The sequence below is a fragment of the Streptomyces chartreusis NRRL 3882 genome, assembly GCF_900236475.1.
In the GTDB taxonomy this organism is placed as follows: Bacteria; Actinomycetota; Actinomycetes; order Streptomycetales; family Streptomycetaceae; genus Streptomyces; species Streptomyces chartreusis_D.
Window position 1 is genome coordinate 2,246,884 of the sequence record NZ_LT963352.1, and the last position, 19,122, is coordinate 2,266,005.

Consider the following 19,122-nt stretch of genomic DNA (forward strand, 5'->3'; position numbering starts at 1 on the left):
GACATGTGTGGCATCGCAGGTACGTACCTATGGCCGGACGGGAAGCTGGTGACCGACCGGCTCACCGACACCCTCGCCCACCGCGGTCCGGACGGGGCGGGCCGGTACGGCCACCCCGCCGGTGACGGCGAAGTGCACCTCGGGCACCGCCGGCTGGCCATCATCGACCTGTCCGAGACCGGCGCCCAGCCGATGGTCTCGGACGGCCTCGCCCTGACGTACAACGGCGAGCTGTACAACGCGCCCGAGCTGCGTGCCGAGCTGGCAGCCACCGGGGTGCGCTTCCGCGGTACCTCCGACACCGAGGTGCTGCTGGAGGCCTGGCGGCGCTGGGGCACGGACTGCCTGCCCCGGCTGCGCGGCATGTTCGCGTTCGGGATCTTCGACGAGCGCACCGGTGAACTGGTGCTCGCCCGCGACCAGCTCGGCATCAAGCCGCTGTTCCTGCTCCGGCGCGGCGAGGGCCTGGTGTTCGCCTCCGAGCTCAAGGCGCTCGCCGCCGCGACCGGCGGCTCGCTGCAGGTGGACCATGCGGCGCTGGTCTCCTCGCTGCTGTACTACTGGGTGCCGGACTCACGGTGCGCGTTCCGCGAGGCGGAGAAGCTGCCGCCGGGGAGCTGGCTGCGGTGCCGGCCCGACGGCCGGGTGGAGCGCGGCCGGTTCTGGGACCTGAAGGACGTCGCCGCCGAGGGCCGGGAGCGCGCCCGGGCCGGCGAGCGGCCGGACCTGGCCGCCGTCGTCGAGGAGTCGACCCGGCGCCACCTGCTCTCCGACGTACCCGTGGCGACCTTCCTCTCCGGCGGGCTCGACTCCAGCTACCTGACCGCGCTGGCGGCCCGCCACCAACCCGGGATCTCCGCTTACACGATCGGGTTCCGCGCCGAGGACGCCAGGTTCGAGGCGATGCCGGACGACCTGCGCTACGCCCGGCAGGTGGCCGGGCGGTTCGGCGTCGACCTGCACGAGATCGAGATCGCCCCGAACGTGCTCGATCTGCTCCCCGAGATGACGTACCACCTGGACGAGCCGATCGGCGACCCGGCTGCGATCAACACGTACCTGATATGTACGGCCGCCCGGGAGGCCGGGGTCAAGGTGATGCTCTCGGGGATGGGCGCCGACGAGCTGTTCGCCGGGTACCGCAAGCACCTGGCCAACCTGCTCGCGCTGCGCTACCAGCGTGTCCCGCGGCCGCTGCGGCGCGGGGTGTCGGCGACCGTGGACCGGCTGCCGGTCGCGACGGCCCGCCGGGGGTACCGGTCGGTGCGCTTCGCGAAGCGGTTCCTCTCCTTCGCGGATCTGCCGGAGGAGACGGCGTTCCGGCGCAGCTACACCATGTACGACCAGGACGAGCTGCTCGCCCTGGTCGACCCGGACCTGGCCGGGACGGTCGACGACGTGCTGACCGAGCATGCGGACGTCTACCAGGACAACGACCTCGACGACTTCGTCAACCGCATGTGCCTGACCGATGCCCGGATGTTCCTGCCGGGCCTGAACCTCACGTACACGGACCGCTCCAGCATGGCCGCCTCGACCGAGGTGCGGGTGCCGTACGTGGACGTCGAGGTGGTCAGGGCGGCGTTCGCCGTGCCCGGCGATCGCAAGATCGTCGGACGGCAGGGCAAGGCCGTCCTCAAGGAGGCGGCCACCTCGGTCCTGCCCCGGGAGATCGTGTACCGGCCCAAGGGCCTGTTCAGCGCCCCGCTGCGGGCCTGGATGAGCCGGGATCTGGCACCGCTGGTGCGCGAGGTGGTCAACGACGGCGAGCTCGTCCGTTCCGGGTTGCTGCGCCGCGACGCGCTGGCGCGGATGGTCGCCGAGGACGCCGCCGGGCAGCGGGACTTCTCCAAGCATCTGTGGCACGTACTGACGCTCGAGTACTGGTATCGCGACGCGACCTCTGGGTCCGGCCAGAGCACTCGGTTGACGGCTTAGGAAATTCAGAGGAGTTCGGGTGAAGCAGGTTGTGCAGAACTACAAGAGCGGCGAGCTGGCGGTGCTCGACGTGCCGGTGCCGGGGTGCAAGCCGGGCGGTGTGCTGGTCCGCAGCGCCTTCTCGCTGATCTCCACCGGGACCGAGCTGATGAAGGTGTCCGAGGCCGGCATGTCGATGCTGGGCAAGGCCCGATCCCGACCGGACCAGGTGGCCAAGGTCATGCAGAGCGTGGCCACCAACGGGGTGCCCGCCACCTATCGCAAGGTGATGGGCAAGCTGGACTCCTACACGCCGCTGGGCTACTCGCTGTGCGGGGTGGTCGAGCAGGTCGGCGCCGGCATCGACGACGTGAAGGTCGGCGACCTGGTGGCCTGCGCCGGCAACGAGCACGCGTTGCACGCCGAGCTGAACTGGGTGCCGAAGAACCTCTACGCCCCGGTGCCGGACGGCCTCGCGCCGCGGCACGCGGCCTTCGGCACCGTCGGCTCCATCGCGTTGCAGGGCGTCCGCCAGGGCGAGCCGCAGCTCGGCGAAGTGGCACTGGTCATCGGCCTCGGGCTGATCGGACAGCTGGTGGTACAGCTCCTCGCCGCCTCGGGAGTCCGCGTCGTCGGCGCCGACCCCGACCCGGCACGCTGCGAACTCGCCGAGCGCCTGGGCGCCGCGGCCTGCGGCGACCCCGCCTCCGCCGCCGTCGAGAACGCCGTCGCCGAACTCACCGACGGTCACGGCGTGGACCAGGTGTACCTGGCCGCCGGCGGCGGCAGCAACCAGCCCGTCGAGCTGGCCGCCAAGCTGGCCAGGGACCGCGGCCGGGTCGTCGACATCGGCAAGTGCCGCCTCGACCTGCCGTGGAACGCGTACTACGAGAAGGAACTCGACGTCCGCTTCTCCCGCAGTTACGGCCCCGGGCGCTACGACCCGTCGTACGAACTGGAGGGTCGCGACTACCCGATCGGCTACGTCCGCTGGACCGAGCGCCGCAACCTGGCCTGCTTCCTCGACCTCGCCGCCCGCGGCAAGGTCGACGTGGAGCCCCTGATCTCCCACGTCGCCGACTTCGACGACGCCGTCGAGACCTACCAGCGTCTGAAGGACGGCGAGCTGAAGGCCATCACCGCGCTGTTCCGGTACCCCGGACAAGCGGGGGAAGCGGAGGCGAAGGCCCCTGCGGTGGCCGTGCCCGCTGTGTCCACCAAAGGCCTGAAGCCGAGCCCGGCCCGCGCCGCCAGGACGCCGGTGAAGCTGGCGTTCGTCGGCGCCGGGAACTACGCGACGTCGATGCTCCTGCCGCACCTGGCACAGCGCGACGGCGTCGAGCTGTCGACCGTCGTCACCACGACCGCGCTGTCCGCCGCCAACGCCCAGCGCAAGTTCGGCTTCGCCGAGGCGACCACCGACCTCGACGCCGTACTCGGCGACAAGGCCATCGACGCGGTGTTCGTGGTCACCCGCCACAGCTCGCACGCCGAACTGACCCGCAAGGCGCTGCTGGCCGGCAAGACGGTGTTCGTGGAGAAGCCGTTGGCGCTCACCGAGGACGAGCTGGCCGGTGTGCTCGCGGCGGTGGAGGAGTCGGGCAACGACCGGCTGCAGGTGGGCTTCAACCGCCGGTTCGCGCCACTGCTGCAGGAGGCCAGGAAGCGGTTCGGCGCCCGGACCGGTCCGGCGAGCCTGCGCTACCTCGTCAACGCGGGCCGGCTGCAACACGGCAGCTGGTACCTCCAGCAGGGCACCGAGGGCTCGCGGTTCGCCGGTGAGGGCGGACACTTCATCGACACGGCGAGCTGGCTGCTCGACGCCGACCCGGTGTCGGTGTACGCGACCGCCACGTCCGGCAACGAGGACCTGCAGGTCGTGCTGCGCTACCCGGACGGGTCCACCGCCACCATCAGCTACGTCACCACCGGCCCGGCCGGCCTCCCCAAGGAGACGCTGGACCTGGTCGCGGACGGCAAGGCGCTGCGGCTCGACGACTTCGTCCGCGCCTCGGTGTACGACCGCAAGCGGTGGGTCAGCTCGCGGCTGCCCAAGGCCCGGGACAAGGGCCAGAACGCCGAACTGGCCGCGTTCGTCAAGGCCGTACGGACCGGCGGGCCGATGCCGGTGCCGCTTCAGTCACTGGTCGCCACCACGGCCGCCACCCTCGCCGTGCAGGCCGGCCTGGCCGGCGGTGCGCCGGTGACGTTGGCGAGGCCCCGATGACCATGAGCGCGGGCTGGTACCTGCGGCGGCTGTCCCGGATGGGACCGCAGGAGGTCGCGGGCCGGGTGGGGGACGCGGTGCGCAGGCGGCGGTGGCGCTCGGCGCGGCCCGACTGCCCGAGCGTGACCGGCGCCCGGTTCACCGCCGTGCTGCCCGCCGGGACGATCGCCGCGGTGCCACCGGACGCCGCGAAGCGTCTCATCGCCGAAGCGGACCGGCTGATGGCGGGGCACGCCGAGTACTTCGGCGTGGTCCGCGACGACCTGACCGACCCGGACTGGTGGTGCGACCCGAAGACCGGGCGCCGGGCCCCGGCGGGTTACGCCTTCGACGTGCCGTACCGGAACGAGGACGCGGTCGGGGACATCAAGCAGATCTGGGAGCTGTCCCGGCACCAGTACCTCACCGTGCTCGCCGCCGCCTACGCGGTCACGGGGAACGAGCGGTACGCCGAGCGCGTGGCCGAGCACCTGCGGTCGTGGTGGGCGGCCAACCCACCGCTGCGCGGCGTGCACTGGATCAGCGGCATCGAGCTGGGCATCCGGCTGCTGTCGTGGGTGTGGATCCGCAGGCTGCTCGACGGCTGGCCGGGCGCGGCCGGGCTGTTCGAGGACAACCCGGTGGCGCTGAAGCAGATCTGGCACCACCAGCGCTGGCTGGCTGCCTTCCCCAGCAGGGGGTCCTCGGCGAACAACCACGTCATCGCCGAGGCCGCCGGGCAACTCGCGGCGGCCTGCGCGTTCGGGTGGTTCCCCTCCTCGGCGCGTTGGCGGACCGGAGCGCTGCGGTCCCTCGAGCGGCACCTGCGCGGCAACACCTTCCTGTCCGGCCTCAACCGCGAGCTGGCCTCCGAGTACCACGGCCTCGTGCTGGAGCTCGGCCTGGCCGCGGTGGCCGAGGCGGATGCCGCGGGCGTGCCGGTCCCCCCGTCGATCCGGCTGGTGCTGCTGCGGATGACCGACGCGCTCGCGGCGATCGTGGACAGCCGGCTCCGGCCGCCGCGCCAGGGGGACGCGGACGACGGACACGGGCTGGTCGTGGACGGCGAGGGCACCGACCGCTGGGCCTCGCTGCTCAGCACCGGGGAGGCGGTGTTCGGCCGGCTCGCCTGGTGGCCGGCGGTGACCGGCACCGATGTGCGCACCCCGCTGCTGGCCGCGCTCATCAAGCCCACTGAACCGTCCGTGTCCCGCCCGGCAAGCCGACCGGCCCACTTCGCCGACGCGGGCATGACCATCCTGCGCGGTCCGGAGGGGATCTGGTGCCGCTGCGACGGCGGTCCGCACGGTTTCCTGTCCATCGCCGCGCATGCTCACGCGGACGCGCTGTCCGTGGAGGTCCGGCACGACGGGATCGACGTGCTCGCCGACCCGGGGACGTTCTGCTACCACGGGCAGCCGGAGTGGCGGCAGTACTTCCGCTCGACCCTCGGCCACAACACCCTGCAGCTGGACGGCGGTGACCAGTCCGTCTCCGGTGGGCCGTTCCTGTGGACGCGGCACGCCAAGAGCCGCGTCCTGGTCGCGGACACATCCGGCGAGGGGGTGGCCCGCTGGTGTGCCGAGCACGACGGTTATCAGCCCTCCGTGCACCGCCGCCGGGTGGAGCTGACGGCCGCGAGCCGGGAGCTGAGGGTGGTCGACGAGGTGCGCGGACCGCGCCGGGCCGTGCAACTGGCGTTCCACCTGGGCCCGGCGATCACCGCGGACCTCGTGGGAAACCGGGCCGTGCTCACCTGGACCCGGGACGGCGAGGACCGCTCCGCGGTGCTCGACCTGCCCGGGCAGCTGAACTGGCGGGCGCATCGCGGCGAGAGTGACCCGCCGCTGGGCTGGTACTCCGCCGGCTTCGGCCGCAAGGAACCCACCACCACGCTGGTCGGCACCGGCTTCGCCGGCGGCGTGGAGGGCTTCACCACCGTACTCAGGTTCGGCGGCTAGGGGGGCGCGTGGGGAGCAAGAGACGGCACTGGGCGTCGGCGGCGGCACCGCTCGCGCTGGCCCTGCTGGCGGCGACCGGCTGTGAGGGTACGACGGACGCCCAGGCAAGGCCGACCGCCGCGCCGTCGTCACCGCCTGTGGCCCGGGTGTGCGCCAAGCCCGCGGCCGGGCCGGCGAAGGCGCCGGCGGGCGCGGTGACCGTCGACCCCGCGGTGACCGGTGACCTGGCTGCCAAGACCAAGAGCAATCCCCCGAACACCACGTTCTGGCTTCGACCGGGCAAGCACAGGCTCGACCCGGACCGCTACGCCCAGGTCATCCCCAAGGAGGGGAACAGCTACCTCGGCGCGCCGGGTGCGGTGCTCGACGGCGGCAAGAAGAACCAGTACGCGTTCGGCGGCGCCGCCAGCGACGTCACCATCCGCTACCTGACCGTGCAGCGTTTCGTCGCGCCGCACAACGAGGGCGTGGTCAACCATGACTCGGCCGACGGGTGGGTGATCGAGCACGCGACGATCCAGAACAACTCCGGCGCCGGACTGATGGCCGGTGCCCGCCAGCGGGTCCGTGCCAGCTGTCTGCGCGGCAACGGTCAGTACGGCATGAACGCGTACAAGGCCACAGGCCGTATCAGCGACCTGGTGGTCGAAGGCAACGAGATCGTCGGCAACAACACCGGCGACTGGGAGCGACGGCGGAAGGGCTGCGGCTGCACGGGAGGCATCAAGTTCTGGGCGGTCGACGGCGCCGACGTACGCGGCAACTGGGTGCACGACAACCGCGGAACCGGGTTGTGGGCGGACACCAACAACAACGACTTCCGCATCGAGGACAACGTGCTCGATGCCAACGACGGTGCCGCGCTGATCTACGAGACGAGCTACAACGCGGTCATCCGGAAGAACACGATCCGGCGGAACAACTGGGTCGAGGGCCGCAAGGCGGCCGACCGCGGCGACACCTTCCCGTTCGCGACCGTCTACCTGTCCGAGTCCGGCGGCGAACCACGGATCCGAGCCCGCACGGACAAGATCGAGATCTACCGGAACGTGCTGGAGAACAACTGGTCCGGGATCACCCTGTGGGAAAACGCCGACCGGTTCTGCAACAGCCCGGCCAACACCTCGTCCGGTGACTGCACGTTGCTGGTGAAGGACACCGAGCGCTGCGCGCAGCCGGCGATCGCCACCGCACCGCTCTACGCCGACTGCCGGTGGAAGACCCAGCGGGTGGACATCCACGGCAACCGCTTCGTGCTGGACAAGTCCGTCGTCGACTGCACGGTGAAGTGCGACCGCATGGCGGTGCTGGCCAACTACGGCACTTATCCGGACTGGTCGCCCTACCAGGGCGAGCGCGTGGCCGAGGCGATCACCGGCCGGCAGCACAACCGCTGGCACGACAACGTCTACGTCGGACCGTGGACCTTCGTCGCCCACGACCCGAGCCGGACACTCGACCCCGGCCAGTGGCAGAGCGCGCCGTACCAGCAGGACGCGGGCAGCACGTTCCGCGCACGGGACGGTGGTTGAGATGGGGACGGACCACACGCCGAAGATCGTCGGGACGGTGTGGGGGCTGCTGGTCCTCAACACGCTCGGCTCCGCCGGGGCGAAGACCATCGTCCCGCTGCCCCGCTCCCTCATCCAGATGGTCACCATGGGCGCGCTGGTCGCCGCGTTCGCGCTGGCGCTCGCGGTCAATCTCCGGCTGCGCATCCGGGCCAGCGCCTATGTGCTCCTGCTCACCCTGCTGCTGGTGCCGAGCGTGATCTCCAGCGCGGATCTGGAGTCGGGGTTCGGCGCGCTGTTCCGCTGCGCCCGGCTGGCTCTCTTCGTCGGCACGCTGTGGCTGCTCAGCCGCTGGTGGGACGGCGGCCCGACGTTCGTCAGGCATCACATCCGGATGTACTTCGTGGTCCTCGGGTCGGTGGCCGCCGGCCTGGTCATCTCACCGGGGGCGGCCATGCCCGAGCTCTACGGCGGGCGGCTGGTCGGCGCGTTGTGGCCGCTCACCCCGCCGCAGATCGGGCAGTACGCCGCGGTGATCACCGGGCTCACCGTGCTGCTCGTACTGGGCCGCCGGACCGACAGGGCCAGTGCGGCGCTGGTCATCGTGCCGGCACTCGTCCTGCTCGCGCTGACCCATACCCGGACGGCCACGCTCGGCCTGCTCATCGGGCTGGCGTTGGCGATCGGCTCGCTCGTCCTGACCAGCGCCGCCGCCCGCCGCTTCTTCGCCTGGGCGGTGGTGTGCGCCACGGTGGCCGCGGTGGCGTTCAGCTCCGCGCTGCGGGCGTGGTTCCTGCGCGGGCAGAGCCAGGAGAACTTCTCCAACCTCACCGGCCGGGCCAAGGTCTGGCACGCCCTGCTGGCAGCACCCCGGACGACCTCGGAGCACCTGTTCGGCGCGGGCCTGGGCGACAAGTCGTTCGGCGGGCTGCCGATCGACAACAGCTGGCTGGCCGTCTACCAGGAGCAGGGCATGATCGGCGTCGCCCTGGTGGCGGCGATCATCATCGTGCTGGGCGGCGTCGCGCTGCTGCGGCCACCGTCGCTGTCGAGGGCCTGCGCGATCTTCCTGATCAGCTACTGCGCGATCGCGTCGTACACCGAGGCCGGTCTCGGCGACGCCTCGCCGTATCTGCTGCATCTGGCCGTGGCCGCCTCGCTGCTGGCGGCACCTGCCACGGCCACTCCCCCCGCGGCGAACGACGGCTCGACGCCCGACGTCCCTCGACAACGCAGCCCGCGATGGGCCCGAAGACCGGAGGCGACCTGAGCATGCACGTCCTCGTGGTGCACAACCGCTACGCCTCGGCGCAGCCGAGCGGGGAGAACAAGGTCGTCGACCAGGAGGTGGCGCTGCTGCGCGAGGCCGGCCACCGGGTCGAGGTGTTCGAGCGGCGCAGCGACGACATCGCCGCCCGGTCCCTGCTCGGCAAGGTCGCGGTGCCGCTCCTCGTGCCCTGGAACCCGGCGGTCCGCACGGAACTCGCCGCCCGGCTGCGCGCCGAGCGGCCGGACGTGGTGCACGTCCACAACGTCTTCCCGCTCCTGTCGCCGGCGGTGCTCGCCGCCTGTGCCGACGCCGGTGTGCCCGCCGTCGCCACGCTGCACAACTACACCCAGGTCTGCCCGCCCGGCACGCTGCAGCGGGACGGCCGGCCGTGCACCGAGTGCGTCGGATCCACGGTGCCGGTGCCCGCCGTACGGCACGGCTGCTACCGCAACTCCCGCCTCGCGACGGTGCCGCTCGCGGTCAGCCTGTCGGTCAACCGGCGGCGGTGGTGGTCCGGCGTGGAGCGGTTCTTCTGCATCTCCGCGGCGCAGCGCGACGTCCTGGTGCGGGCCGGCATGCCGGCCGAGCGGCTGGTCGTGAAGCACAACTTCGTGCCCGACCCGGACGACCGCCGAGCGGGCGGCGGCGAGCATCTGCTCTGTCTCGGCCGGCTCGCGGAGGCCAAGGGCGTGCGGCTGCTCATGGCCGCGTGGGACGAGCTCGCGGCGAGCGGCGGTCTGGGCGTGCCGCTCCTGATCGCCGGCACGGGGCCGCTGGAGCCGGAGGTGACGGCCTGGGCGGCCGGCCGGGACGACGTGCGCTACGTCGGCCTGCTGGACACGGCGGAGTGCCGGAAGGCCATCGCACGGTCGGTCGCCGTGGTGGCCCCCTCGACGTGGCTGGAGGCGTTCGGCCTGGTGGTCGTGGAGGCGATGGCGGCGGGGGTCCCGGTCGTCGCCGCCGGCCACGGCGCCTTCGTCGAACTCGTCGAGGACGGGGTCACCGGGCTGCTGCACCGGCCGGGCGAGTCCGCCTCGCTCGCGTCCTGCATACGCCGGATCGCGGCCGAGCCGGACGCCAACCGGGAGATGGGCCAGGCGGCCCGGCGCCGTTACGAACAGGGTTTCAGCCCGGCGGTCGGCCTCGACCGCCTGGTTGACGAGTACCGCACCGCGATCGCGGGTCGGTCGGAAGCAACGGGGGACCGAATCAATGGGGGGCAGTAAATGACACGATGCCGACTCTGCGGCTCGGCGACGCTGGCGAGCGTCGTCGATCTGGGGGCGACCCCGCCATGTGAGAGCTTTCTCGCCGCGGACCAACTGGACGAGCCGGAGCCCGCGTACCCGCTGCACCTGCGGGTCTGCACCGACTGCTGGCTGGCGCAGATCCCGCCGCTGATCACGCCGGAGGAGACGTTCAAGGAGTACGCCTACTTCTCCTCGTACTCGACCTCCTGGGTGGAGCACGCGCGCACGTTCGTCGCCGACGCCGTACAGCGGGTGGGACTCGGCGCCGATGGCTCCGACGCCTTCGTGGTCGAGGTCGCGAGCAACGACGGGTACCTGCTGAAGCACGTGGTGGACCGGGGGATCCGCTGCCTGGGCATCGAGCCGTCGGTGAACGTCGGCGCGGCGGCGCGGGAGGCGGGTGTGCCCACGCTCACGGAGTTCCTGAGCCCGGAGACCGGCTCGGCCGTGCGCGCCGAACACGGCCCGGCCGACCTGGTCGTGGCCAACAACGTGTACGCGCACATCCCCGACGTGGTCGGGTTCACCCAGGGGCTGCGCGCCCTGGTCGCCGACGACGGCTGGGTCTCCATCGAGGTGCAGCACCTGCTGACCCTGATCGAGGAAAACCAGTACGACACGATCTACCACGAGCACTTCCAGTACTACACGGTCGCGTCCGCGATCCGGGCCCTGGCGAGCGGCGGCCTCGCGCTCGTGGACGTCGAGCTGCTGCCCACGCACGGCGGCTCCATCCGGCTGTGGGCCCGGCCGGCCGAGGTGGCCGGCGAGCCGAGCCGGCGCGTCGCCGACGTGCTGGACCGGGAGAAGGCCGCCGGGCTGCAGGAGCTGTCCGGGTACGCCGAGTTCTCCGCGCGGGTGGCAAAGGTGCGCCGGGACCTGCTCCGGTTCCTCGTCGAGGCCGCCGAGCGCGGCGAGACGGTCGTCGGCTACGGCGCCCCGGGCAAGGGCAACACCCTCCTCAACCACTGCGGCATCCGGCCCGACCTGCTCGCGTACACGGTCGACCGCAATCCGTACAAGCACGGCAGGTTCACCCCGGGCACCCGCATCCCGATCCTGCCGCCGGAGCAGATAGCCGCCGACAAGCCGGACTACGTCCTCGTCCTCCCGTGGAACCTGCGGGCCGAGCTGACCGAGCAGCTCTCCTTCGTGCACGAGTGGGGCGGCCGCCTGGTCTTTCCCATCCCGGAACTGAGCATTGTCGAGGTCAAGCGATGAAGGTCGTCCTGTTCTGCGGCGGTTACGGAATGCGGATGCGCAGCGGCGCCGCGGACGACGTGCCCAAGCCGATGGCGATGGTCGGCCCCAGGCCGCTGATCTGGCACGTCATGCGCTACTACGCACACTTCGGGCACAAGGAGTTCATCCTGTGCCTCGGCTACGGCGCCCACCACATCAAGGACTTCTTCCTCAACTACGAGGAGACGACGTCCAACGACTTCGTGCTGCGGGGCGGGCGGACCGAGTTGCTGTCCACCGACATCTCGGACTGGACGATCACGTTCGCGCAGACCGGCATCGAGTCACCGATCGGCGAGCGCCTGCGCCGGGTGCGGCACCACCTGGACGGCGACGAGATGTTCCTCGCCAACTACGCCGACGTGCTCACCGACGCCCCGCTGCCGGAGATGATCGAGAAGTTCGCGCAGCGCGACGCCGGTGCGTCGATGATGGTGGTGCCGCCGCAGTCCTCGTTCCACTGCGTGGACCTGGGCGAGGACGGCCTGGTGGGGGGCATCACCGCGGTGAGCGAGCTGCCGCTGTGGGAGAACGGCGGCTACTTCGTGCTCCGCCAGGAGGTCTTCGACCACATCCCGGAGAACGGGGACCTGGTCGCCGACGGATGCGCCCAACTGGCCAAGCGCGGCCGGCTGGTGGCGCACCAGCACCGTGGCTTCTGGAAGCCGACCGACACCGTGAAGGAACGGGCCGCGCTCGACGAGGCGTACGCCCGCGGCGAGCGCCCGTGGGCCGTGTGGGAGCAGGACAGCGCGGCGGTGAGCGCGTGATCCGGCTCGGAGCCGGGCGACGCCCGGAGCGGATCGTCGCGGTGGGCGCGCACTGCGACGACATCGCCATCGGCGCCGGCGGCACACTGCTGACGCTGTGCCACGCCCGCCCGGGCCTCCGTGTCGACGCGCTGGTGCTCTCCGGCGGCGGCACCGATCGGGAGCAGGAGGAGCGGGCCGCGCTCGCCGCCTTCTGCCCGGGCGCCGACCTGCGGCTGACCGTGCTCAAGCTGCCGGACGGCCGGATGCCCGTGCACTGGGACGAGGCCAAGGCCGCGGTCGAGGAGCTGCGCGCGCAGAGCGACCCGGATCTGATCCTGGCCCCGCGCACCGACGACGCCCACCAGGACCACCGCGGCCTGGCACAGCTGATACCCACCGCGTTCCGCGACCACCTCGTGCTCGGCTACGAGATCGTCAAGTGGGACGGCGATCTCGGCCGTCCGGCGGTGTACCAGCCGCTGTCGACGGAGATCGCCGAAGAGAAGGTGCGGCTGCTGCAGGAGCACTACCCCTCGCAGCGGCACCGGCCCTGGTACGACCGCGAAGCCTTCCTCGGGCTGGCACGGATCCGGGGCATCGAATGCCACGAGCGATACGCCGAAGCGTTCGCCGTCACCAAACTCACGCTCAACCTGGGGGGTTGAACCATGCGCGTACTGCTGACCGGACACCAGGGATATCTGGGAACCGTCATGGCCCCGGTCCTCGCCGCCGCCGGACACGAGGTCGTCGGCCTCGACTCCGGCCTGTTCGCCGACTGCGTCCTGGGCCCGACGCCCGCCGACCCGCAGGGGCACCGGGTGGACCTGCGCGACGTCACGGCCGACCACGTGGCCGGGGTCGACGCCGTGGTCCACCTGGCCGCGCTGTCCAACGACCCGCTGGGGTCGCTGGCGCCGGAACTCACCTACGACATCAACCACCACGCGTCCGTGCGCCTGGCCCGGCTGGCCCGCGACGCCGGAGTGCGGCGCTTCCTGTACGCGTCGACGTGCTCGGTCTACGGCGCCGCCGGCGGCGACGACCTGGTGGGCGAGGACGCCCCGCTGCGTCCGGTGACGCCGTACGCGGAGTCCAAGGTGCGGGTGGAGGACGACCTGCACGCGCTGGCCGACGGCGACTTCACTCCGGTGTACATGCGCAACGCCACCGCCTTCGGCTACTCCCCCCGGCTGCGCGCCGACATCGTGCTGAACAACCTGGTGGGCCACACGCTGTTGTCCGGCCAGGTGCTGGTGATGTCGGACGGCACGCCCTGGCGCCCGCTGGTGCACGCCATCGACATCGCTCGGGCCTTCACGGCCGCGCTGAGCGCGCCGCGGGAAGCGGTGCACGACCGGGCGTTCAACATCGGCAGTGAGACCAACAACGTCACGGTCGCCGAGATCGCCGAGCAGGTCGCCGAGGCGGTGCCCGGCTCGAAGGTGGTCATCACCGGGGAGACCGGTGCCGATCCGCGGTCGTACCGGGTGGACTTCTCGCGGTTCCGCGCCGCGATCCCCGGCTTCGACTGCGAGTGGACGGTGAAGCAGGGCGCCCTCGACCTCGCCGACGCCTACCGCACACACGGGCTGACCCAGGAGGACTTCGACCGCCGCTTCACCCGCCTCGCCGTGCTGCGCGCGGCGTCCGACGCCGGCACCGTCGACGACACCCTGCGGTGGCGCGGATGACCGCGGCCGGCGCACAGCCGACGACCTCGACCGGCGACGAGATGTACGCGCTGGTCGAGCGGCTGTACCCGCTGTGCCGCAGCATCACCGGCGACGGGGTGCGCGCCACCCTGGACATCGTCGGCGAGTACATCCCTCTGCAGGTGCATGAGGTGCCGACCGGGACCCAGGTGCTCGACTGGACGGTGCCGCAGGAGTGGAACATCCGGGACGCGTACATCGCCGACGCCACCGGCCACCGGATCGTCGACTTCGCCGCGTCCAGCCTGCACGTGCTCGGCTACAGCGTGCCGGTGTCGGCGACCATGCCGCTGGCCGAGCTGCGCGCGCACCTGCACACCCTGCCGGACCACCCGTCCTGGGTGCCGTACCGCACGAGTTACTACAAGCCGGAGTGGGGGTTCTGCCTGGCCCAGGAGACCCTGGACGCGATGCCGGACGGCGAGTACGAGGTGCGCATCGACTCCACGCTCGCCGACGGCCACCTCACCTACGCCGAGCACGTGGTCCCGGGGCAGGTCGCCGACGAGGTGATCGTCTCCTGCCACGTCTGCCACCCGTCGCTGGCCAACGACAACATGGCCGGTGTCGCGGTGGCGACGTTCCTGGCCCGGGCGCTGGCGGAGCAGACCCCGTACTACACCTACCGGTTCATCTTCGCGCCCGGCACCATCGGGGCGATCACCTGGCTGGCGCGCAACGCGGAGCGGGTGGACCGGGTCAAGCACGGGCTGGTGCTGGCCTGCGCCGGCGACCCGGGGCACCTGACGTACAAGCAGAGCAGGCGCGGCGACGCGGAGATCGACCGGGTGATGCGGCACGTGCTGTCCGCCTCCGAACGCCCGCACCGCGTCGTCGAGTTCACTCCGTACGGCTACGACGAGCGGCAGTTCTGCTCGCCCGGGTTCAATCTGGGCGTGGGCTCGCTCACCCGGACCCCGTACGCGGGCTATCCCGAGTACCACACCTCGGCGGACAACCTGGACTTCGTCTCCCCCGAGGCGATGGCGGACACGCTCGCCGTCTGCCGCGAGGCGTTCGCCGTCCTGGACTGCAACCGGCGGTACCTCAACCTCAGCCCCTACGGTGAACCGCAGCTGGGCCGACGTGGGTTGTACGACGCGCTCGGCGGCCGCAGCGACACCAGGCAGGCCCAGATGGCCATGCTCTGGGTGCTCAACCTCTCCGACGGCGAGCACAGTCTGCTGGACGTCGCCGAGCGGTCCGGGCTGCCGTTCGACACCGTCGCCACCGCGGCCGGCGCCCTGCACGGCGCCGGGCTGATCAAGGCATGACGCCGATGACCACCGAGGGGGAGGATCCCCAGGCAACGGCGCCGCCGGCCGGATCCGCCCGGCGGGCCCTCGCCGGGCGGCTGTCCTGGGGACTGGCCGACCAGGCGGCCTCCAGCATGAGCAACTTCGCGGTGGGCATCTACGTGGCCCGTTCGCTGGGGGTGACCGCGTTCGGCGTGTTCAGCCTGGCCTGGGTGACCTACGGCGTGGTGCTCAACGTCTCCCGCGGACTGGCCACCGACCCGCTCGTGGTGCGCTTCAGCGGCGTGTCGGACGCGTCCTGGCGGGGGGCGGTGGCCCGGTCGTCGGGTACCGCGCTCGGCGTCGGTGCGGCCATCGGCGCGGCGTGTCTGGTGGCCGGGCTCGCTCTCGGCGGCCGTGTGGGGCCCGCGTTCGCCGCCCTCGGCGTCATGCTGCCGGGGCTGTTGCTGCAGGACGCCTGGCGGTTCTCGTTCTTCGCCGCCGGCACCGGGCGGAAGGCGTTCGTCAACGACGTCGTGTGGGGCGTCGCGCTCGTCCCGGCCATGATCGTGGCGGCCCGCGTGGGCAGCGTGGCCGCTTTCGTGCTCGCCTGGGGCGCGTCCGCCACGGTGGCGGCGGGGTACGGCTACGTCCAGTCCGGCATCCGGCCCCGGGTGACCGAGGCGCGCGGCTGGCTTCGCGAGCAGCGCGACCTCGGCTACCGGTACCTGGTCGAGAACGTCAGCCTCAGCGGCGCGAGCCAACTGCGGGCGTACGGGCTCGGCGCGATCGTCGGGATCGGCGCGGTGGGTGCGGTGCGGGGCGCCGAGCTCCTCCTCGGCCCGTTCCTCGCCGTGCTGATGGGTCTTTCGCTGGTCACCGTCCCGGAGGCGGCACGGGTGCTGCGGCAGGCCCCGCACCGCCTCGGCTCGTTCTGCCTGCTGCTGGGCGGCGGGCAGGCCGCCGCCGCGCTGCTCTGGGGCGGGGCGCTGCTGCTGGTGCCGGACCGGCTCGGCGAGCTGGTCCTCGGCGGCGTCTGGCACTCCGCCGCGGAGCTCATCGTGCCGGTCACCCTCGGCGTCGCGGGCGCCGGCCTCGGCACCGGCGCGGCGGCCGGACTGCGCGCGCTCGGCGCGGCCCGGCGCAGCCTGCGCTGCCAGCTGTTCGCCTCCGCCTGTTACGTCGGCGGTGGGCTCGGCGGGGCGGCCGTCGCCGGCACGGCCGGCTCGGCCTGGGGCGTCGCCTCGGCGACACTCGCCGGCTCGGCCGTGTGGTGGCTCCAGTTGCGGTCCGCCCTGAGCGAGCGCCTGAAAGAACCCATCCCTGAAGTGAGGACGTCATGACCGCCCATCCCCGGCTGAGCATCGGCCTGCCCGTGTACAACGGCGAGGAGTACCTGGCCGAGTCGCTCGACGCCCTGCTCGGGCAGACCTACGAGGACTTCGAACTGGTCATCTCCGACAACGCCTCGACCGACGGGACCGAGGACATCTGCCGCAAGTACGCGGCGCAGGACTCACGCATCCGGTACCTCCGGCTGCGCCGGAACATCGGCGCCGCGCCGAACCACAACTACGTGTTCACCGAGTGCCGCGGCGAGCTGTTCAAGTGGGCCTCGCACGACGACCTCTACGCCCGGGACCTTTTGCGGCGCTGCGTGGAAGCGCTGGACGAGCGGCCGGACGTGGTCCTCGCGCACTCCGACCAGGCGGTCATCGACGGCGAAGGACGGGTCAAGGTCCCGTACGAGTACGGGCTCGCCACCGCCTCGCCGCACGCGCCGGAGCGCTTCCGCAGTTTCCTGTTCGAGCCCGGGGGCGACGACTTCTACGGGGTGATGCGTGCCGACATGCTGCGCCGGGTGAAGCCGCACGACAGCTACCACCACGCGGACCGCACGTTCGTCGCCGAGATCGTCCTGCACGGGCCCTTCCACCAGGTTCCGGAGCTGCTGTACTTCCGCCGCGACCACCCCACCCGCGCCGAGCGGGCGAACCCGTCCAAGCGCTCCCGGTGCGTCAACCTGGACCCGCGCCGGGCCGGCCTGCTGCACCCGACGCCCCGGCTGCTCGCCGAGTACGTCTGGGGCTTCGCCTCCGCGATCCGGCGGGCGCCGTTGTCCGCGGCCGACCGGCGCGCGTGCTACCGGCACCTGGCCGCGTGGATGACCAGCCGGGTCCGGCCGGGCGCCGGCGAGCGGGTCGAGGACCGCGCCCCGGTCGACCCTGCCAAGCTCACCGTCTCCGTGGACGCCCTCGTCGCGGGCCGTGAGGGGCGGCGGGCATGAAACCCGGGAAACGTGTGGGGGTGTTCGGCCTCCTCGGCTCCGGCAACCTCGGCAACGACGGCTCGCTGGAGGCCGTGCTCGGATACCTGCGCGCCGAGCACCCGGACGCGGTCGTGGACGCCCTGTGCGGCGGGCCCGAGGCCGTCACGGCCCGGTTCGGGATCCCCGCCACACGGCTGCACTGGAACCGCGCGGAGTACCGGACCGCGTCACGTGTGGGCGCGGTCGCGTCGAAGGGGCTCGGCAAACTCGTCGACGTCTTCCGCACCGCCGCCTGGGTGCGCCGGCACGACGTGGTGATCGTGCCGGGCATGGGCGTCCTGGAGGCCACGCTGCCGCTGCGGCCGTGGGGCTTCCCGTACTCGCTGTTCCTGCTCTGCGCGAGCGGCAGGATGCTCGGCACCCGGGTCGCGCTGGTCGGCGTCGGCGCCGCCCCGATCCGCGACCGGCCGACCCGGGCCCTGGTGCGCTGGTCGGCGCGGCTGGCCGCGTACCGGTCGTACCGGGACACCCAGTCCCGCGACGCGATGCGGGCGACGGGTGTGGACACCGCACGCGACGAGGTCTACCCGGACCTGGCGTTCGCCCTGCCGACGCCCACGCCGCCGAAGAGCGCGCCCTCGGGCCCGCCGGGCCAAGTCTGCGTCGGCGTCATGGACTTCCACGGCGGCAACGACGACCGCGCCCAGGCCGACGAGATACACCGGCGCTACCTCGACGGGACGACCCGGTTCGTGCGGGCGCTGGTCGAGGACGGCAGGCCGGTCCGGTTGCTCACCGGCGACCAGTGCGACGCGTCGGTGGTGGACGCGATCCTCGACGCGGTGGACTCACCACTGGTCACCGCTGCCGAGACGGCCTCGCTGGCCGACCTGATGAAGGAGATGGCGGCTGCCGACACCGTGGTGGCGATCCGCTACCACAACCTGATCTGCGCGCTGAAGACCGGGACGCCGACGCTCGCCGTCACCTATGCGGCGAAGAGCGACGCGCTCATGGACCGGATGGGCCTCGGCGCTTACTGCCACCCGGCACGCGAGGTCGACGCCGACCGGCTGCTCGAGCAGTTCCGGGACCTGGAGAAGCACTCGGCGGTCCTGCGGCAGACCCTCACGGAGCGGAACCAGGTCGCCGCACAGCAACTCGAGGACCAGTTCGCCGCGTTGACCACGGCCCTGTTCCCGACGACCGACCACCCCCACACCCTGCGGAAGGCTTCATGAAAGCGACCGAAGTCCCGGAGATCGCCGGCGCGTACCTGTTCGAGCCGACGCCGTACGCCGACGAGCGCGGCTTCTTCTGCCGCACCTTCGACGCCGACGTCGTCCGCTCGGTGGGCCTCGACCCGGACGCCTTCGTCCAGGACAGCCTGTCCCGCTCGGTCGGGGGCGTGCTGCGCGGCCTGCACCTGCGCTCCGGCGCCGGCGAGGCCAAGCTGGTGCGCTGCTCGTACGGGAGGATCTTCGACGTCGTCGTGGACCTGCGGCCGGACTCGCCGACGTACCTGGGCCGGGCCTTCTTCGAGCTGTCCGGCGAGACGCAGGTGACCCTGTACATCCCGGCGGGGTGCGCGCACGGCTTCCAGGCGCTGACCGAGACCGCCGACACCTCGTACCGGATCGACCGCCCGCACGATCCGGCGGAGGACGTGACGATCGCCTTCGACGACCCGGAGCTCGCGATCCCCTGGCCGCTGCCGGTCACATCGATGTCCCAGCGGGACCGGGAGGCGCCGAGCCTCGCCGAGGCCCTGAAGCAAAGAGAGAAGTGAGGCCG

At 72.0% G+C, this 19,122-nt stretch carries 15 protein-coding genes; all 15 read left to right on the forward strand.

The window, feature by feature from the left end:
* Nucleotides 1–3: 3 nt before the first annotated feature.
* The 15 genes from asnB to SCNRRL3882_RS09990 are packed head-to-tail and all read left to right on the forward strand — an operon-like array spanning nt 4 to nt 19,117.
* Complete coding sequence (gene asnB / locus SCNRRL3882_RS09920) at nt 4–1,938, forward strand: asparagine synthase (glutamine-hydrolyzing) (protein ID WP_010035102.1); 1,935 nt, start codon at nt 4–6, stop codon at nt 1,936–1,938.
* Between the two features lie 19 nt (nt 1,939–1,957).
* Complete coding sequence (locus SCNRRL3882_RS09925) at nt 1,958–4,144, forward strand: bi-domain-containing oxidoreductase (protein WP_010035099.1); 2,187 nt, start codon at nt 1,958–1,960, stop codon at nt 4,142–4,144.
* Nucleotides 4,141–6,084, forward strand: a complete 1,944-nt coding sequence (locus SCNRRL3882_RS09930) for an alginate lyase family protein (protein ID WP_010035096.1) — start codon at nt 4,141–4,143, stop codon at nt 6,082–6,084. Before SCNRRL3882_RS09925 ends, SCNRRL3882_RS09930 begins: the two co-directional genes overlap by 4 nt.
* Before the next feature lie 8 nt (nt 6,085–6,092).
* The gene (locus tag SCNRRL3882_RS09935) at nt 6,093–7,616 is read left to right on the forward strand and encodes a right-handed parallel beta-helix repeat-containing protein (protein WP_010035094.1); all 1,524 of its coding nucleotides are present in this window, start codon (nt 6,093–6,095) and stop codon (nt 7,614–7,616) included.
* 1 nt (nt 7,617) lies between these two features.
* On the forward strand, nt 7,618–8,865 hold the full coding sequence (locus SCNRRL3882_RS09940; protein WP_010035093.1) for a membrane protein: 1,248 nt from the start codon (nt 7,618–7,620) through the stop codon (nt 8,863–8,865).
* Complete coding sequence (locus SCNRRL3882_RS09945) at nt 8,838–10,091, forward strand: glycosyltransferase (RefSeq protein ID WP_010035092.1); 1,254 nt, start codon at nt 8,838–8,840, stop codon at nt 10,089–10,091. Before SCNRRL3882_RS09940 ends, SCNRRL3882_RS09945 begins: the two co-directional genes overlap by 28 nt.
* Nucleotides 10,092–11,336, forward strand: coding sequence for a class I SAM-dependent methyltransferase (locus SCNRRL3882_RS09950; protein WP_010035090.1), 1,245 nt, complete (start codon nt 10,092–10,094; stop codon nt 11,334–11,336). It begins immediately after the preceding gene.
* Nucleotides 11,333–12,127 carry a glucose-1-phosphate cytidylyltransferase gene (locus SCNRRL3882_RS09955; protein WP_010035088.1) on the forward strand — a complete coding sequence of 265 codons (795 nt, stop codon included), beginning with the start codon at nt 11,333–11,335 and terminating at the stop codon, nt 12,125–12,127. Before SCNRRL3882_RS09950 ends, SCNRRL3882_RS09955 begins: the two co-directional genes overlap by 4 nt.
* Nucleotides 12,124–12,774 (forward strand): PIG-L deacetylase family protein, encoded by a 651-nt coding sequence (locus SCNRRL3882_RS09960; protein WP_010035087.1) that lies wholly within the window; start codon nt 12,124–12,126, stop codon nt 12,772–12,774. The genes SCNRRL3882_RS09955 and SCNRRL3882_RS09960 overlap by 4 nt, the downstream gene beginning before the upstream one ends.
* A gap of 3 nt (nt 12,775–12,777) precedes the next feature.
* The gene (locus SCNRRL3882_RS09965; protein WP_010035085.1) at nt 12,778–13,803 is read left to right on the forward strand and encodes an NAD-dependent epimerase/dehydratase family protein; all 1,026 of its coding nucleotides are present in this window, start codon (nt 12,778–12,780) and stop codon (nt 13,801–13,803) included.
* Entirely contained in the window at nt 13,800–15,098 is a 1,299-nt protein-coding gene (locus SCNRRL3882_RS09970; RefSeq protein WP_050810179.1) for a DUF4910 domain-containing protein, read from the forward strand. The genes SCNRRL3882_RS09965 and SCNRRL3882_RS09970 overlap by 4 nt, the downstream gene beginning before the upstream one ends.
* A 5-nt stretch (nt 15,099–15,103) precedes the next feature.
* Nucleotides 15,104–16,402 carry a membrane protein gene (locus SCNRRL3882_RS09975; protein ID WP_010035079.1) on the forward strand — a complete coding sequence of 433 codons (1,299 nt, stop codon included), beginning with the start codon at nt 15,104–15,106 and terminating at the stop codon, nt 16,400–16,402.
* Nucleotides 16,399–17,346 carry a glycosyltransferase family 2 protein gene (locus SCNRRL3882_RS09980; RefSeq protein WP_010035077.1) on the forward strand — a complete coding sequence of 316 codons (948 nt, stop codon included), beginning with the start codon at nt 16,399–16,401 and terminating at the stop codon, nt 17,344–17,346. The genes SCNRRL3882_RS09975 and SCNRRL3882_RS09980 overlap by 4 nt, the downstream gene beginning before the upstream one ends.
* Nucleotides 17,343–18,569, forward strand: a complete 1,227-nt coding sequence (locus SCNRRL3882_RS09985) for a polysaccharide pyruvyl transferase family protein (RefSeq protein ID WP_050810172.1) — start codon at nt 17,343–17,345, stop codon at nt 18,567–18,569. The genes SCNRRL3882_RS09980 and SCNRRL3882_RS09985 overlap by 4 nt, the downstream gene beginning before the upstream one ends.
* Entirely contained in the window at nt 18,566–19,117 is a 552-nt protein-coding gene (locus SCNRRL3882_RS09990) for a dTDP-4-dehydrorhamnose 3,5-epimerase family protein (RefSeq protein ID WP_010035075.1), read from the forward strand. The genes SCNRRL3882_RS09985 and SCNRRL3882_RS09990 overlap by 4 nt, the downstream gene beginning before the upstream one ends.
* Nucleotides 19,118–19,122: the final 5 nt, after the last annotated feature.

Bases quoted from the DNA above. Each gene is read 5' to 3' on its own strand.
- asnB (WP_010035102.1), top strand. From the start codon at position 4: ATGTGTGGCATCGCAGGTACGTACCTATGGCCGGACGGGAAGCTGGTG.
- SCNRRL3882_RS09930 (WP_010035096.1), top strand. From the start codon at position 4,141: ATGACCATGAGCGCGGGCTGGTACCTGCGGCGGCTGTCCCGGATGGGA.
- SCNRRL3882_RS09940 (WP_010035093.1), top strand. From the start codon at position 7,618: ATGGGGACGGACCACACGCCGAAGATCGTCGGGACGGTGTGGGGGCTG.
- SCNRRL3882_RS09945 (WP_010035092.1), top strand. From the start codon at position 8,838: ATGGGCCCGAAGACCGGAGGCGACCTGAGCATGCACGTCCTCGTGGTG.
- SCNRRL3882_RS09950 (WP_010035090.1), top strand. From the start codon at position 10,092: ATGACACGATGCCGACTCTGCGGCTCGGCGACGCTGGCGAGCGTCGTC.
- SCNRRL3882_RS09955 (WP_010035088.1), top strand. From the start codon at position 11,333: ATGAAGGTCGTCCTGTTCTGCGGCGGTTACGGAATGCGGATGCGCAGC.
- SCNRRL3882_RS09965 (WP_010035085.1), top strand. From the start codon at position 12,778: ATGCGCGTACTGCTGACCGGACACCAGGGATATCTGGGAACCGTCATG.
- SCNRRL3882_RS09970 (WP_050810179.1), top strand. From the start codon at position 13,800: ATGACCGCGGCCGGCGCACAGCCGACGACCTCGACCGGCGACGAGATG.
- SCNRRL3882_RS09975 (WP_010035079.1), top strand. From the start codon at position 15,104: ATGACCACCGAGGGGGAGGATCCCCAGGCAACGGCGCCGCCGGCCGGA.
- SCNRRL3882_RS09980 (WP_010035077.1), top strand. From the start codon at position 16,399: ATGACCGCCCATCCCCGGCTGAGCATCGGCCTGCCCGTGTACAACGGC.
- SCNRRL3882_RS09985 (WP_050810172.1), top strand. From the start codon at position 17,343: ATGAAACCCGGGAAACGTGTGGGGGTGTTCGGCCTCCTCGGCTCCGGC.
- SCNRRL3882_RS09990 (WP_010035075.1), top strand. From the start codon at position 18,566: ATGAAAGCGACCGAAGTCCCGGAGATCGCCGGCGCGTACCTGTTCGAG.